15 protein-coding genes are annotated in these 13,809 nt (G+C 65.9%); 7 read left to right on the forward strand and 8 right to left on the reverse strand.

Features of this window, described 5'->3' with window-relative positions:
• The first annotated feature begins 78 nt into the window (after positions 1 to 78).
• The 3 genes from SynRS9909_RS10570 to SynRS9909_RS10580 are packed head-to-tail and all read left to right on the forward strand — an operon-like array spanning position 79 to position 3,143.
• A complete protein-coding gene (locus SynRS9909_RS10570; protein WP_007101751.1) occupies positions 79 to 1,650 on the forward strand; it encodes an NAD(P)H-quinone oxidoreductase subunit N in 1,572 nt (523 codons plus the stop codon).
• Positions 1,643 to 2,374, forward strand: a complete 732-nt coding sequence (locus SynRS9909_RS10575) for an ABC transporter ATP-binding protein (RefSeq protein ID WP_007101750.1) — start codon at positions 1,643 to 1,645, stop codon at positions 2,372 to 2,374. Before SynRS9909_RS10570 ends, SynRS9909_RS10575 begins: the two co-directional genes overlap by 8 nt.
• A gap of 40 nt (positions 2,375 to 2,414) precedes the next feature.
• Complete coding sequence (locus SynRS9909_RS10580) at positions 2,415 to 3,143, forward strand: response regulator transcription factor (RefSeq protein ID WP_007101749.1); 729 nt, start codon at positions 2,415 to 2,417, stop codon at positions 3,141 to 3,143.
• 12 nt (positions 3,144 to 3,155) lie between these two features.
• Here SynRS9909_RS10580 and SynRS9909_RS14065 read toward each other — a convergent pair whose 3' ends face one another.
• The 5 genes from SynRS9909_RS14065 to SynRS9909_RS10605 are packed head-to-tail and all read right to left on the reverse strand — an operon-like array spanning position 3,156 to position 7,268.
• Positions 3,156 to 4,160: a M23 family metallopeptidase gene (locus SynRS9909_RS14065; protein WP_007101748.1), complete on the reverse strand. Its 1,005-nt coding sequence runs from the start codon at positions 4,158 to 4,160 to the stop codon at positions 3,156 to 3,158.
• 24 nt (positions 4,161 to 4,184) lie between these two features.
• Entirely contained in the window at positions 4,185 to 4,964 is a 780-nt protein-coding gene (locus SynRS9909_RS10590) for a biotin--[acetyl-CoA-carboxylase] ligase (protein ID WP_007101747.1), read from the reverse strand.
• Positions 4,946 to 6,139, reverse strand: a complete 1,194-nt coding sequence (locus SynRS9909_RS10595) for an aminotransferase class I/II-fold pyridoxal phosphate-dependent enzyme (protein WP_007101746.1) — start codon at positions 6,137 to 6,139, stop codon at positions 4,946 to 4,948. Before SynRS9909_RS10595 ends, SynRS9909_RS10590 begins: the two co-directional genes overlap by 19 nt.
• Entirely contained in the window at positions 6,126 to 6,452 is a 327-nt protein-coding gene (gene trxA / locus SynRS9909_RS10600) for a thioredoxin (protein ID WP_007101745.1), read from the reverse strand. The genes SynRS9909_RS10595 and trxA overlap by 14 nt, the downstream gene beginning before the upstream one ends.
• 36 nt (positions 6,453 to 6,488) lie before the next feature.
• Positions 6,489 to 7,268: a PspA/IM30 family protein gene (locus SynRS9909_RS10605; protein ID WP_007101744.1), complete on the reverse strand. Its 780-nt coding sequence runs from the start codon at positions 7,266 to 7,268 to the stop codon at positions 6,489 to 6,491.
• A 96-nt stretch (positions 7,269 to 7,364) separates the two neighbouring features.
• Here SynRS9909_RS10605 and SynRS9909_RS10610 point away from each other — a divergent pair, with 96 nt between their 5' ends.
• Positions 7,365 to 7,937 carry a DUF721 domain-containing protein gene (locus tag SynRS9909_RS10610; protein WP_038001140.1) on the forward strand — a complete coding sequence of 191 codons (573 nt, stop codon included), beginning with the start codon at positions 7,365 to 7,367 and terminating at the stop codon, positions 7,935 to 7,937.
• On the opposite strand, the gene SynRS9909_RS10615 is transcribed toward SynRS9909_RS10610, so the two are convergent.
• From SynRS9909_RS10615 to SynRS9909_RS10625, 3 genes are read right to left on the reverse strand one after another with little or no spacing between them, the layout of a single operon-like run.
• Entirely contained in the window at positions 7,897 to 9,765 is a 1,869-nt protein-coding gene (locus SynRS9909_RS10615; protein ID WP_007101742.1) for a glycosyltransferase family 39 protein, read from the reverse strand. The genes SynRS9909_RS10610 and SynRS9909_RS10615 overlap by 41 nt on opposite strands.
• Complete coding sequence (locus SynRS9909_RS10620) at positions 9,756 to 10,868, reverse strand: glycosyltransferase (RefSeq protein ID WP_007101741.1); 1,113 nt, start codon at positions 10,866 to 10,868, stop codon at positions 9,756 to 9,758. The genes SynRS9909_RS10615 and SynRS9909_RS10620 overlap by 10 nt, the downstream gene beginning before the upstream one ends.
• Positions 10,868 to 11,824 (reverse strand): DMT family transporter, encoded by a 957-nt coding sequence (locus SynRS9909_RS10625; protein WP_007101740.1) that lies wholly within the window; start codon positions 11,822 to 11,824, stop codon positions 10,868 to 10,870. The genes SynRS9909_RS10620 and SynRS9909_RS10625 overlap by 1 nt, the downstream gene beginning before the upstream one ends.
• Positions 11,825 to 11,877: 53 nt before the next feature.
• Between SynRS9909_RS10625 and sppA the strand changes: the two genes are divergently transcribed.
• The 3 genes from sppA to SynRS9909_RS10640 all read left to right on the forward strand — a co-directional run bounded on the left by sppA (position 11,878) and on the right by SynRS9909_RS10640 (position 13,768).
• A complete protein-coding gene (gene sppA / locus SynRS9909_RS10630; RefSeq protein WP_038001876.1) occupies positions 11,878 to 12,687 on the forward strand; it encodes a signal peptide peptidase SppA in 810 nt (269 codons plus the stop codon).
• On the forward strand, positions 12,684 to 13,064 hold the full coding sequence (gene aroH, locus SynRS9909_RS10635) for a chorismate mutase (protein WP_007101738.1): 381 nt from the start codon (positions 12,684 to 12,686) through the stop codon (positions 13,062 to 13,064). Before sppA ends, aroH begins: the two co-directional genes overlap by 4 nt.
• Positions 13,065 to 13,162: 98 nt before the next feature.
• Positions 13,163 to 13,768 carry a DUF2808 domain-containing protein gene (locus SynRS9909_RS10640; protein ID WP_007101737.1) on the forward strand — a complete coding sequence of 202 codons (606 nt, stop codon included), beginning with the start codon at positions 13,163 to 13,165 and terminating at the stop codon, positions 13,766 to 13,768.
• The last annotated feature ends 41 nt before the right edge of the window (positions 13,769 to 13,809 follow it).

Genomic DNA, 13,809 nt, shown 5'->3' on the forward strand with positions numbered 1-13,809 from the left:
ATCGCGCCCGGGAAGCGCGAGCGTGTGTGGCCGGGCAGCGCAGCTACAGTCGCCGCACGGACGGATCCCAAGCGAGCCATGCCCGAGCTGGGTGCACTGTTTCTCTCCACCCAGGCCATGGCCGCACCTGGGGAGTTAATCAATCTGGCCCTCAACGCTGGAGCAGTGGCTCCAGAGGGCGCTGTGCTGATCGCCATGCTGGCCACGCTGCTGGTGGATCTGGCGGGTGAACGGGTGGCCGTGCGCTGGGTTCCACCGATTTGTTATGCCGGCCTCGGCACCGCCCTGGTGCTGCTCGCGCTGCAGTGGAATGCGCCGCTGGAGCCCTCATTCCTCGGGGCTTTCCTGCCGGACCGACTCGCCATCGCCTTCCGATCGATCGTCGCCCTCTCCACCCTGCTGTCGCTCCTGATCAGCTGGCGCTACGCCGAGAAAAGCGGCACGCCTGTGGGTGAATATGCCGCCATCCTCCTCGCTGCCACGCTCGGTGCCATGCTCCTCTGCGGAGCCACCGATCTGGTGAGCGTGTTCGTTTCCCTGGAAACCCTCTCAGTCGCCAGCTATCTGCTTTCGGGTTACATGAAGCGGGATGCCCGCAGTTCCGAGGCAGCCCTGAAATACCTACTCGTGGGCTCAGCCGCGGCGGCTGTTTTTCTCTACGGCGGCTCCCTGCTCTATGGCCTCAGTGGTTCCACCAGCCTCGAGGTGATCGGCGAAGCCCTGCTCACCAGCCCCACACCACTGGCGGCCCTCGCCCTCGTGTTTGTGCTGGCCACGGTGGCCTTCAAGATCGCGGCGGTTCCCTTCCATCAATGGACGCCGGATGTGTATGAGGGATCGCCGACACCTGTGGTCGCCTTCCTCTCCGTGGGCTCCAAGGCGGCTGGCTTTGCCCTCGCTCTTCGCATCCTGGTGGGTTGCTTTGACTTCTTCGACGCCCAGTGGAAGCTTCTCTTCACCGTGCTGGCGTTGTTGAGCATGACCCTGGGCAATGTGGTCGCCCTGGCCCAAACATCGATGAAGCGGATGCTGGCCTACAGCTCCATCGGCCAGGCGGGCTTCGTGATGATCGGCCTGGTGTGCGGTACGGAAGATGGATTCGCGGCCATGGTGCTTTACATGGCGGCCTATCTCTTCATGAACCTGGGCGCCTTTGCCTGCATCATCCTGTTCTCGATCCGCACGGGCAGTGATCGCATCGCTGATTACGCCGGCCTCTATCAAAAAGATCCGTTGATCACCCTAGGACTCAGCCTCTGCCTGCTCTCCCTTGGCGGCATTCCGCCGATGCTCGGCTTCTTCGGCAAGATCTATCTCTTCTTTGCTGGCTGGGCCGATCACCAGTATCTGCTGGTGGTGGTGGGCCTGATCACTTCCGTGGTGTCGATCTACTACTACATCGGGGTGATCAAGATGATGGTGGTCAAAGAGCCCCAGGAAGCGTCTGAAGTGGTGCGTAACTATCCCGCGATCCAGTGGACCACCCTCGGACTTCCGCCCCTGCGCTTTGCCCTCGTCGCCTGCGTGTTGGTGACCGCCGTGGGTGGCATTCTCTCCAATCCCCTGTTCCAGTGGGCCAATAGTGCGGTGGATGGCACACCACTGCTGCAGCAAGCGATCGCCCAGGCCAGCCTGAGAGCCCTTGGCTGACCCCGCACCCGCCCCCTTATCAACGGCAACCGACGCGCAACCGGTGGCTCATCTGCATGAGGTGAGCAAGGTTTACGGCACCGGTGCGGCCACCGTGAAGGCTCTCGACCATCTCAATCTCACCGTGCATCAGGGCGATTACCTGGCGGTGATGGGTGCGAGCGGCTCCGGCAAAAGCACGGCGATGAACATCATCGGCTGCCTCGACCGCCCCAGCAGCGGCTCATACCAACTCAACGGCATCGCCGTCGAACAACTCGATGACGACGCCCTGGCCGATCTGCGCAACCAGGAGCTGGGCTTTGTCTTCCAGCAGTTCCACCTGCTGCCGCACGCTTCCGCGCTTGAAAATGTGATGTTGCCGATGATCTATGCCGGCGTTCCCGCCGGCGAGAGACGCCGCCGGGCTGCAGCGGCACTGGAACGGGTCGGCCTGGCCGAACGCCTGGAGAATCGCCCCAATCAGCTCTCCGGCGGCCAGCAGCAACGGGTGGCGATCGCCAGGGCGATCATCAACCAACCCGCCCTCCTGCTGGCGGATGAACCCACCGGCGCCCTCGATTCGCGCACCACCAACGATGTGCTGGATCTGTTTGACGATCTGCATCGCCAGGGGATCACGCTCGTGCTGGTGACCCACGAAGACGATGTGGCCGCAAGGGCCGCCACGGTGGCCCATTTCCGCGACGGCCGCGTCGAGCGCCTCGAGCGGAATCGCCGCTGATGCAGGGCTGACTAAGCTGACGGAAGGCCGCTGCTCGTGCATGGTTGATGCTGCAGCCAGCCCCCCGAGGGTTCTGCTGGTCGATGACGAATCCCGCCTGACCGACCTGCTGCGCCTCGAACTCGATGTGGAGGGCTACGCGGTCGACGTGGCCTCCGACGGAGCTTCAGCCCTGATCAAGGCTCGCCAGGACCCGGCTCCGAATCTGATCGTGCTCGACTGGAATCTCCCCGACTTCACCGGCATCGACATCTGCCAGAGGATTCGCAGCAGTGGCGTCACCACGCCGATCCTCATGCTCACCGGCCACGACGACATCGCCGATCGGGTCAAAGCTCTCGATGCCGGCGTGGATGACTACCTCACCAAGCCCTTCTCGATCGAGGAGCTGATGGCTCGCCTGCGGGCCATGCAACGGCGGGCGGAATTCTTCTCCAAGGAGGGCAGGAGCGGGCAGCCACTGCTCCTGGAGGTAGGCGATCTCCGTTTGCATACCGGCACGCGCGATGTGCGTCGAGGTGACCGGGAGATTCAACTCTCCGTGAAGGAATACGACCTGCTTCACTTCCTCATGCGGGGCCGGGGCCGGGTGTTGGAACGCGCTGAAATCATGCGCGGTGTGTGGGGAGAAAATTTCTATGGAGACGACAACCTTCTCGACGTTTACATCCGCTATCTCCGCCAGAAAATTGAAACCGAAGATCAACCCACGCTGATTCACACCGTTCGTGGCGTTGGCTTCATCCTGCGGGATGAAGCCACGCGATGAAGCCGGGCGTGCTTAACCGCGGGGCCGCTCCAGACCCTGCATGAGCTGGGCCACCAACAACGACACGGCATCATCTCCGCCCGCCGTCAGCGGGTTCAGATCCAGATCACCCGGATCCATCGCCACCCAGCCATCCCCATCGGGTCGCCGCAGTTCGAAATGGAGATGGGGACCGGTGCTCAACCCCGTGCTGCCGACCCGTCCGATCACCTCCCCCTGACGGACGGTCTGGCCCGCTTTCACATAGATCTCGGAGAGGTGGCCATACAGCGTGCGGCGCCGGGGCTGGCTGTGTTCGAGCTCAACGGCGATGCCATACCCACCCGCTAGACCACTGCTGGTGACCGTGCCAGACAATGCGGCCACCACCGGCGTGCCTTCAGGCGCGGCCAGGTCCTTGCCGGCATGCATCAACCAATTGCCGATCACCGGATGGAGACGCCAGCCGAATTCACTGGTGGTGATCGCCGAGCCGATAATCGGAAAGAGGAGACGGCGATCGCCGTTGCCCACCAGCGGCAAGGGGCGAGGTGAGACGGCGAACACCGATTCGAGTCGGAAGCCGGGACCGGTTCCACCGAGCAGAGCGGACACCGGCACCGTGATCGGTGGCAGGGGCTGACCATCCGCACCGCGACGCAAGCTGGCGGCCAGACCACCGTCGCGGCGGGAACGCCAGGACAAACGCTTTGAGTCACCGCGCAAGCCACGGCCACGCAGGGCCACACCGGAACGGCATTCCTGCTTCGACAGCGCACCGCTGCGACAGGCCTGCTGCAGGGCCGGCACATGAATCGGCCGAGCCACGGCACCCGCCTCCAGCTGCCGCCGTTCCAGCGGGGTGATCACCCTGTTGCGCTCCAGGCTTTCGAGGGAGCGGTCAAAACGCAGCGGTTCCTGAGTCTCCAGCCTGGCCGGGGGCAGCACAGGCGGCTCTGCGGCAGGGAGGTCACCCGGGGCCTGAGGGGCCACCGGCAAGGCCAGGAGCCAGGCAGCCGCAAGCCAGCGCACGAGCACACATCAGTCAGGAACGGCGAGACTCTAGAGACCCTGCTCGCGAGCGTCAGTCCAACGCGTCCAGCTCATGGTCCGGGTTCCCTGTTGCAGCTGCAAAGCCCCATCAGCCGCCAACCCCGTGATCCGCCACAGCTCACCGGTGGCGGGGTCACGCACCTGCCGTTGCCACAGCCTCGCCTCCACGGCCCGCACCAGCGTCTGTGGAGCCAGGGCGAATCCACAGGCACGCTCGAGGCATCGCAGCACCTCGGTCGTCCAGACCCAGGGACGGCAACGACCAGGGGCCAGCACCTGACGCAGCGCCACAGCCCCTACCGGCACGGGATTGATCACATTCAGGCCCACGCCGATGCGCGCCAGACGAAGCTGACCACCGCAGTACACCATGCGCGGCAATACACCAGCCAGTTTCCGGTCGCCGATCAGCAGATCATTGGGCCATTTGATCCGGATCGGGACTCCCTCCCCCTCGAGGCGCTCCGCCAGAGCCAGGGCAACGGCCAGACCCAGGAGGCCGGGGGCCGCTGCCGTTGAGGGCCAGGGCAGGGCCGCGCTGATCCAGACCCCTCCCGCCGGGGCCTGCCAGACCCGCCCCCATTGCCCCTGAGCCCGAATCTGATGGCGCGCGATCACCGCCCGGGGCTGCGGCCCCTGCCAGGGCCTGTGCTGCAACCACTGGCTGAGCGCGGTCTCCGTGCTGGCACAGACGGGAAGCACGCGAAGGTTCCAGGCGGGAAGGCCCTGACGACGCCGTCGCCGCGCCAGATCCGCCCCTCGCCGGCCGATCAGCCCTGCTGCCGCCACCAGGGCTCCAAACGCCGGATGGCCTGCTCCAGGCTGTCGCTCGGTTGCACCAGGGCAAGGCGCAACCAATGGGCACCGGCGGCACCGAAGCCCGACCCCGGGGTGAGCGCCACACCCGCCTGATCGAGAAGCGCCGCCGCCAGATCCTCGTCGTTCCAGCCCCGCTGCCTGGCCCAGGCGGGTACGGGAAGCCACAGATAGAGCGCCATCGACGGGACGGGCGCCTGCCAGCCGAGGCGTTGAAGCGCCTTCAGGGTGCGATCCCTGCGCTCGCGATAGATGGGCACGATCCGGCGCGGCCAATCGGGGACCTCGGTGAGAGCCGCGATCGCCCCCTGCTGCAGGGCGAGGGATTGGTTGAAGTCCACCACCCCCTTGAGCTGCCGGAGCGCGCTGATCAGGGGCGCCGCCCCAACGGCGAAGGCAAGACGGAAGCCACCGAGGCACCAACCCTTCGAGAGGGAAAAGAATTCGATCCCCCGCTCGCGCCAGCCCTGGCTGCGCAACAGCGCTGGCGCCTCTCCTTCCAGGGCTAGATCGAGATAGGGGTTGTCGTGGGCCAGCACGCAATCGTGGCGCTGGGCCCGCTGCATCGCCTCATCCAGCCAGATCTGCTCACCGACCTGCGCCGTTGGGTTGTGGGGAAAGCCCAGCACCATCAACCGCAACTGATCCCATTCGGCGCTGCTCAACCTGTCCCAGCAGGGTCGCCATCCCGTCGCCTCCTCCAGAGGCAGCGATGCAATCCGGGCGTCGGCCAGCAGCAGGCCACCGCGGTGGGAGGGGTAGGAGGGATCGAGGATCAAGCCGGCCTCGCCAGGATTGAGCACCGCCAGAGGCAGATGGGCTGTTCCTTCCTGGGAGCCCACCAGCAGCAGCACTTCCCGCTCTGGATCCACATCCACCGCGAAACGGGACTGACACCAGGAGGCCACGGCCTCACGCAGGGGCCGGGTGCCGGCATGGAGGCAATAGGTCGCGCTTCCAGGCGCCTCAAGTGCTGCCGCCATGGCGGCCAGCGCCTGGGGTGGCGGCTCCAGATCCGTCGACCCAAGGGAGAGGTCCACAAGCGGCAGGCCCTGGGCCGCCTCACTGAGGCGATAGTGATGCTTGCGCTGGTCATTGCGGTCGAAAACACCGCTGCCCAGTCGCTCCAGACGCCTAGAGGTGTGCATCCAGGAACGCCTGCAGCTGGGGCTTGGCGATGGCACCCTCATGGCGTGCCAGCTCCGCACCATTCTGAAAAATGATCAACGTGGGAATGCCCTGCACCCTGTAGGCATCGCGGGTGGCAGGGTTGCCGTCCACCTCAAGCTTGCCGACATCGAGGCGGTCGGCGTAGGTCGCGGCGGCCCAGTCCATCAAGGGGGCCATCAGGCGGCAGGGGCCACACCAGGTCGCCCAGAAATCGACCAGCACCGGCTTCGACGCCTGGAGGACCTCCTGGGCAAAGGCCGCATCGGTGAAGTCGGAGACAGCAGGAGCCACGGCAACAGATCAAGCGTGGCCCGATCCTATGGGGGCTCAGAGCTTGTCGATCGACTTGCGCAGCTCCTCGAGATCGGCATCCACCTCCGCCACCTTCACGGGCTCGACCTTGGTCTGGTCGGAGGGCTCTCCGGCCGGCAAGGCCACCGCTTCCGGTCCACCCTCCAGTCGCTGCCGCAGGGAGGCCAGTTCATCGTCCACATCACTGCCACCCTCGAGGGAAGCGAACTGGCTCTCCAGATCGGCGCCGGCCAGCTCGGCTGCAGCCTGGCTGCTGGCCTCCAAGGCCTGCACCTTGTCTTCCATGCGCTCAAACGCCGCCATGGCCGAGTTGGTGCCGAGATTGCCCACAGCACTCTGCAGCTGCTGCTGCGCCTGGGCCGCCTGGGCCCGGGCCTTGAGCATGTCCTTCTTGGTGCGCGCTTCGGCGATCTTGCCCTCGAGGGCCACCAGGCTCTTCTTGAGGGTCTCCACCTGAGCGTCCTGACCCTGCAGCTGGCCTGAGAGCGACGTCGCGGTCTCCTGGAAGGTCTTGCGGCGGGCCAGGGCCTCACGGGCCAACCCCTCCTCCCCTTTCTTCAAGGCCAGTTCAGCCCGTTCATACCAGGTGGCCGCCTGGGCCTCGGCCTGATCGGCCTGATTGCGCAACCGCTTCTGACTGGCAATGGCCATCGCCACCGCCTGACGCAGCTTGACCAGGTCGGCCTGCATGTCGGCAACCGACTGATCGAGAATCTTGACCGGATCCTCCGCCTTGCTCACCAGATCGTTGAGGTTGGCCCGAAGCAGACGACTGAGCCGATCGAAGAAACCCATGGGGGAGGAGCTGGCAGGAGCGGCGGTTTGAGGCTAGCGAGAGACCCTCTCAGCGCCGCTTAACATCCACTGGAACATTGGGACAGGTGGTGAGCCATGGCAAGGGCGCCACGATCCCAGCGGCGGCGTTTCGGCCGGGGCGAGCTGATGCAGGCGGCGGAACCAGCCGCAGCCGAGCCACTGCTGGGCTGCCTGGAAAGCCTGCAACGCGACTGGCGCTCGCAAGGATCGATCGCCGCGATCTGGCAGGACTGGCCGCGCCTGGCCGGATCCCAACTCGCTCCGCACTGTCGCCCCCTGAGTTTCCATGGAGGGCTGCTCACCGTGGGAGCCAGCCAACCCCAATGGCGTCAGGCACTCCAATACAGCCGCCCCCAGCTGCTGGCTGCGCTGCGGAGCGCCGGCCACGCGATTCGCGACCTGCGCATCCAGCAACACCATGCACCGACACGCCCGGCACTGGACAGCGAGGCATCGATCTGGGCTCGTCATCCCAGTCGCATCGATGTGCACGGACTCGCCACCTGTCCGCAGTGCCAGAGCCCGGCCCCTGCTGGGGAGATGGCGCTCTGGGGCCATTGCGGCTTCTGCCGGCGCCACCGGCTGGCCACCAGCGACACAACCTCCTTCAGTAACGCTCCGGCCGAGGATCGCGCCAATCGGAGCTGACGCCATCGGCCTGAAGTTGTTCGGCCCGGGCCTCGAGGCGACGGCGATCAAGGCGCCAGAGGCGATAGATGCCATAACGACCGAGCAGCTGCGGCTCCAACCCCTGCCAATGCTTCTGAGCTGCCGTGCCGGCATCGATCACAACCAAAGCGGTGGGCATCTGCTCGATCGGGACACCGCTCCACTGCCGCCGTTGCTCGGAGCGCAACCGCTCGGCGACATTCACCAGAGCACCTTTCGAGCGTCCCTCGTACACCACCACCCGATCGGTGTAGAAGTGCAGGGAAGGCTTCATGACCCCCACCATCGCCACCGGCTCCTGAGCAGATGGGGCTGGGGCTCGCTGACCCTGACGAACGATCTCTGCAGCAGCCTGACGCACGGGCTGCTGCCGCACCCGGTCGCCGAGGGCGATCATCGGCACCAGGGCAACCAACTGAAACAGCAACAGGGGACCCTGCATGCCGAGCAGCTTGGCGGGCCCCTGGCCCGGCTGGCGGCGCCAAGCCAGCACCACGCCCAACACAGCCGCCACGCTGAAACATACCGCCGCTCGCAGCAACAGGCCGCTGGCGAGCAGCTCTGCGGAGAGCGTGGGCATCTCCGGATCACGAATCAGGGGGATCCAGAGGTGAGACAGCCACAGCCCCACGGCCAGAACGGCACTGAGACCAGCGCAAGCGAACCAGGCCCACCACTGGGTCTGCCGGGAGCGCAGGGGCGATGGCAGCAACGACAGACTGATCAGCAGCGCTGCCGCCGGCGTCGCCGGCAACCAGTAACTGGGCAATTTGGTGGCCGCCGTGGTGAACAACAGCAGCACCGCCAAGAGCCAGCAGGCGGCGAAGACCTGGAGCGACTCGTCGCGCTCAGCGGGCGCTGACCATCGGCCAACACCTTTTGCCACCTGAAGCAGACCCAGGAGCAGCAATGGCGTGAACGGCAGGGCCGCCACCAGCATCACCGGGCCGAAAAACCACCAGGGCTGCAGGTGGTTGTTCACCACGGAGGTGAACCGCTGCAGATTGTGGTAACCAAAAAAGCTGTTCCAGAAAGGTTCTCCTTCCACCAGCAATTCAGCGGCGTACCAGGGCAGGCTCACCAGGGCCGTGAGCGTCAGGCCTCGGAGCGGTCGCAGATGGCTCCAGAGCCCGACAACATCCCGGCGCACGAAGCCAAACAACAGCAGGGTGAAGCCGGTGAGCACCACCGCCACCGGCCCCTTGGCGAGCACAGCACAACCGAGCAGCAACCAGGCGATCCACCACTGGCGTCCTCCGGCGCGATCGCAACGCCACTGACAGAGCAGGCTCAGGGCCAGGGTGCCGCAGAGGAGGGCATCACTGACGGCGGTTCGGCTCCAGATCAGCACCAGGGGCGAGAGGGCAAAGGCCAGGGCTGTGGCGAGCGCCGTCCGCCGGGGTGTGCCATCACCGCACTGGGGATGGCGCATCACCGTGTCGCCGAGCATGAGCATCGCCGCCAGCGTGGACAACGCCGAGGGCAGGCGAGCCGCCCAGGTGCCCAGGGGATCCCACTGTCCATGGCCGGGCATGGCATAGCCCAGGCCCATCAGCCAGTAGACAAGCGGCGGTTTGTCGTAGCGCGGTAAGCCATTGACGCGCGGCGTGAGCCAATCACCGGTGCGCGCCATGGCCCGACCGGCAGCGGCGAACAACGGCGGGGTCTCATCCACCAGACCGGTGGCGCCGAGCTGCCAGCAGCAGACCAGCACACCGAGGGCCAGGATCAGCAGCAGGCCTCGGCGCCGCTGCCTCGGGCTGAGCTGCTGCGCATGGTGCCGGCGGTCCGAAAGGGTCAGGGGCATGCGGAAATGCTGCCATCTCCGGGCGCCAGGCCCCGGCAGATCCACCGCTCCACCCGTTCAGCAAAAATCGCCTGGCTGGCGTGGCACTCAACCCAGTGGCGACAGGCGTTGCGGTCGATCGCATCGAGCTGTTCCACCGCCGCCAGCAAGCCATCACAGTCATCCGGAGGCACCAACCAACCTGTGATTCCGTGCAGCACCAGCTCTCCGGGGCCGCCCCGGTCGTAGGCGATCACAGGCACGCCGCAGGCCAGGGCCTCCACCACCACGTTGCCGTAGGCCTCGTTCCATTTCGGCGTGTTGATGAGAGCCCGACAGCGCCCCAACTCCTTTTGCAGAGCCGCGGTGGGCAGAAAGCCACGCCATTGGATCGTGCCTGCCGGAGCGGCGGCTTCCACCCGGGCGGCGTAGGCAGGATCCTCGACCAGTCCCCACACCAAGAGAGGCTCACCGAGCCTCGCCGCGACCGACACGGCATCCTCAAGCCCCTTCTCGGGGGCGACACGGCCCGCCCAACCCAGGGGGCCATCGGTCTGCACCTGGAGGGCGTAGCGGCTGAGATCAAACCCATTCCCCACCACCACCGGGGGGGCTGGCAGACCGAAATCCTCGGCCTGCCGTCGGCTATGAAACGCAAGCCGCCGCTGGTCCCAGTGGGCCAGATCCAGCAGCAGCGCATCGATCACCCGCGCCACTGAGCCCATGCTCACCAAATGGAAGATCGGCTGGTGCTGACGGGGCGTCAGCCAGAGGGGGAGCCAGTCGTAGCCGAAATTGAGCACCGCATCGGCCGAGGAGGCAAGTTCCAGAGCCCGCTCCCACAGCTTTGGCAGGACCCCCTGCGCAGGGATCAGCACCGGTCCATCGGGGTCGGCATGTTGCCAGCTGGGCTGATCCTCACCGGCCACGGGGTGCAGGTGCACCTGCTCACACCCCTCGGGCAACCGGGAACCCTCCGGGGCCACCAGATGGAGGTGGTGGCCGCGCTGGCCCAGCCCTCGCAACAGGGAGGTGATCGTGAGTTCCACCCCACCACCTCGCCCGCTGCCCAGGTGGCCGATCGGTGTGCTCACCAGCACGAGATCCAGAGAGGGCGATGCCATCAGCCTGATTCCCCTGTGGAGAGAAGCGTCTCGGGCATCGAGGGCTCCCAAAACCGACGCCGCTGACTCACCAGAACCACCGACAGCAACACGAGGCAGACCCCCACCCACTGCAGGGCCGTCAACCGTTCCTGCAGCCAGATCCCACCCGACAGCAGAGCAAACACGGGTGTGAGAAAGCCCAGGGTGCTGAACCCGGTGAGATCGCGGCGGGTGGCGAACCAGAAGAACAATCCATAAGCCAAGGCGCTGCCCAGCAGGCTGGCGTAGGCCATCAACCCCCACTCGGGCCAGGTCCAATCCGGCCAGAGCGAACGGCCTGGCGCAAGGGCCTGCAGGAGCAGGAGTGGAACCCCGCCGATCAGCATGTGCCACCCGGTGACAGCAACGGGATGACTGTGGCGGCAGGCATAGCGGCTCAGCACGGTGCCGAACGCCATGGCCACGGCCGCCGCCAGCATCCAGCCCGCCCCACCGCCGAGCAGGCCGGCGAGCGGCACCGGCGCTCCAAACAACCACCAGTGCTGCAGGAGATCGGCCGGAACCCCCAGGCAGACGATGCCGGCCAGTCCCAGCAACAAACCAATCCAACCCACCGGATTGATTGCTTCAGCAAAGAGGGCCCGGGCCAAAAGAGCCACCATCAGAGGCTGGGAGTCAATCAGCACGGAACCAAGACCGGCACCGGTGAACGCCAAACCGCGGGCCAGGCAGAACTGGAACACCGTGGCGTCCACCAGGGTGAAGAGCAGAAACCACAACCAGTCGGCCGGATCCACCCGTGCGGAAGCACCGAGCAGGGGCAGACTGAGGAGCACCGCGATCCCCGCCGGCAGCAGTCGCAGCGCAGCCACCAGCAGGGGACCGGCGGAAGCCACCAGGGGAGCCATCGCTGCCATCGCCGTGCCCCACAGGGCGAAGGGCAACAGCATCAACAGCCCGAGCCGCAGGGACATGGGGGCCTCCAACAGGCTCCTTTTTAAGATCCAGACCACTTTGGATGATGCAGATGGCCTGGCCCTGGCGGCGCAGATCCCGACGACGCATGGCACGCATCGCCATCGAGGGAGCGATCGGAGCCTCCACACGCCGGCGGGTGCTGAAAGCCTTGCGTGAGGTGGAGAAGCGGGAATTCCCGGCCCTGCTTCTACGGATCGACAGCCCCGGTGGCACGGTGGGGGACAGCCAGGAGATCCATGCCGCCCTGCTCCGCTTGCGCGACAAGGGCTGTCGGGTTGTCGCCAGCTTCGGCAACATCTCAGCCTCCGGCGGGGTGTATGTCGGAGTGGCCTCCGAAATGATCGTGAGCAACCCGGGCACGATCACCGGATCGATCGGCGTGATCCTGCGCGGCAACAACCTCTCCAAATTGCTGGAACGGGTCGGCATCCGCTTCGAAACCGTGAAAAGCGGCGCCTACAAAGACATTCTTTCCCCCGACCGCGCCCTGAGTGCCGAAGAGCGAGACCTGCTGCAATCGCTGATTGACAGCAGTTATGAGCAATTCGTGCAGGCAGTGGCCCAAGGTCGGCAGCTGGAACCCGACGTGGTGCGGCAGTTCGCCGACGGCCGGGTCTTCAGCGGCGCCCAGGCCAAGGAGCTCGGCCTCGTGGACGCCCTTGGCGACGAAGAGACCGCCCGCCGCAAGGCGGCGGAACTGGCCGGACTCGAGGTCGACAGCCAGCCCGTGACTCTGGGCAAACCACGCAAACAGCTGATGGGGCTTCTGCCCGGCTCGGGGCTGCTGCAGCAGTTGGGTCAACTGCTGGAAAGCGAAGTGCTGCTGTCCCACCAACCCCTTTGGCTGTTCCGGCCATGACCGCCTCGCCCAAGCTCTGCGGCCTCCGGGGAGCCACCACCTGCTCCGCCAACACATGCGACGCGATTGCCGCAAGCGTCGGCGATCTGGTCGGCACCCTGGTGCAACGCAATCGGCTGAGCGCCGAACGCATCGTGTCGGTGACGTTTTCCGTGACCGCAGACCTGGATGCCTGTTTCCCCGCCGCCATCGCCCGGCGCCAGCCGGGCTGGGACAACGTGGCCCTGCTGGATTGCCAGCAGATGGCGGTGCAGGGCGACCTGCCGCGCTGCATCCGTCTGCTGGCCCACGTGTGGTTACCCGCCGATCAACCACCCCATCACGTCTACCTTGGCGAAGCGGCCCAACTGCGTCCGGACAGATCCGGTCACAACTGACAGCTCCAGGGCCGGCCCAGGCCGCGTCGCTGCCAGAGGCTGGCTCAGGACAATCAACCACAGACTTCCGCCGATGGCTCTCGCCATCCGCTCTGCCCATGCTGACTCCCACACTGTCCACACTGCGCCGAACCTGTCGTGGAGCCGGCCTGGCCGGAGCCCTCGGCCTGACGACGGGCCTGCTGGCAGCAACAACGCTGGTCGACGTCGCCGCGCCAGAAGCCACCCGGGCCCAGGGCACTCCCTCCCTGCTGGAATTCCGCTGGGAGAACAGTAAGGATTACCGGAAGCTTTACTACTACCAGAGTTCAACCGCCCAGCTGGATCGGGCCGAGTACTTTTTCATCCTTCGCCCGAAGGATCGCAAAAGCGCCATCCTCAAACTGAGCATCACGGTGCCGGACTACTTCAACGCCAAGATCACCCCGGATGATCTCACCCTCTGCAGGATGGACTCTGGCGGCATGCTGGCACGCACCCGTTGCAAGGAAAAGCTGCCTGCCGTGTTTGAGGTGAATGAGAAGCAGACGGCGATTGAGGTTTTTCCGGACACCCCCATTCCCACCGGCGGCACCTACGGCGTGGTGATGAACATCTTCAACCCCAACCGCAGCGGCATGTTCCAGTTCAATGCCCTGGCCCAGGCCCCGGGCGATGTGCCCGTGGCCGGCTACCTGGGCAGCTGGCTCATCGACATCGAATGAGGACGCAGACCGGCTGATACATTGGCGGATCGATGAGAGGC

It is taken from the genome of Synechococcus sp. RS9909 (genome assembly GCF_014279595.1).
In the GTDB taxonomy this organism is placed as follows: domain Bacteria; phylum Cyanobacteriota; class Cyanobacteriia; order PCC-6307; family Cyanobiaceae; genus Synechococcus_C.

What these genes read in the sequence shown, in the direction of transcription:
- SynRS9909_RS10570 (WP_007101751.1), top strand. Translation starts at nt 79, where the DNA reads ATGCCCGAGCTGGGTGCACTGTTTCTCTCCACCCAGGCCATGGCCGCA.
- SynRS9909_RS10580 (WP_007101749.1), top strand. Translation starts at nt 2,415, where the DNA reads ATGGTTGATGCTGCAGCCAGCCCCCCGAGGGTTCTGCTGGTCGATGAC.
- SynRS9909_RS10595 (WP_007101746.1), bottom strand. Translation starts at nt 6,139, where the DNA reads ATGCACACCTCTAGGCGTCTGGAGCGACTGGGCAGCGGTGTTTTCGAC.
- SynRS9909_RS10605 (WP_007101744.1), bottom strand. Translation starts at nt 7,268, where the DNA reads ATGGGTTTCTTCGATCGGCTCAGTCGTCTGCTTCGGGCCAACCTCAAC.
- SynRS9909_RS10610 (WP_038001140.1), top strand. Translation starts at nt 7,365, where the DNA reads ATGGCAAGGGCGCCACGATCCCAGCGGCGGCGTTTCGGCCGGGGCGAG.
- SynRS9909_RS10615 (WP_007101742.1), bottom strand. Translation starts at nt 9,765, where the DNA reads ATGCCCCTGACCCTTTCGGACCGCCGGCACCATGCGCAGCAGCTCAGC.
- SynRS9909_RS10620 (WP_007101741.1), bottom strand. Translation starts at nt 10,868, where the DNA reads ATGGCATCGCCCTCTCTGGATCTCGTGCTGGTGAGCACACCGATCGGC.
- SynRS9909_RS10625 (WP_007101740.1), bottom strand. Translation starts at nt 11,824, where the DNA reads ATGTCCCTGCGGCTCGGGCTGTTGATGCTGTTGCCCTTCGCCCTGTGG.
- sppA (WP_038001876.1), top strand. Translation starts at nt 11,878, where the DNA reads ATGGCCTGGCCCTGGCGGCGCAGATCCCGACGACGCATGGCACGCATC.
- aroH (WP_007101738.1), top strand. Translation starts at nt 12,684, where the DNA reads ATGACCGCCTCGCCCAAGCTCTGCGGCCTCCGGGGAGCCACCACCTGC.
- SynRS9909_RS10640 (WP_007101737.1), top strand. Translation starts at nt 13,163, where the DNA reads ATGCTGACTCCCACACTGTCCACACTGCGCCGAACCTGTCGTGGAGCC.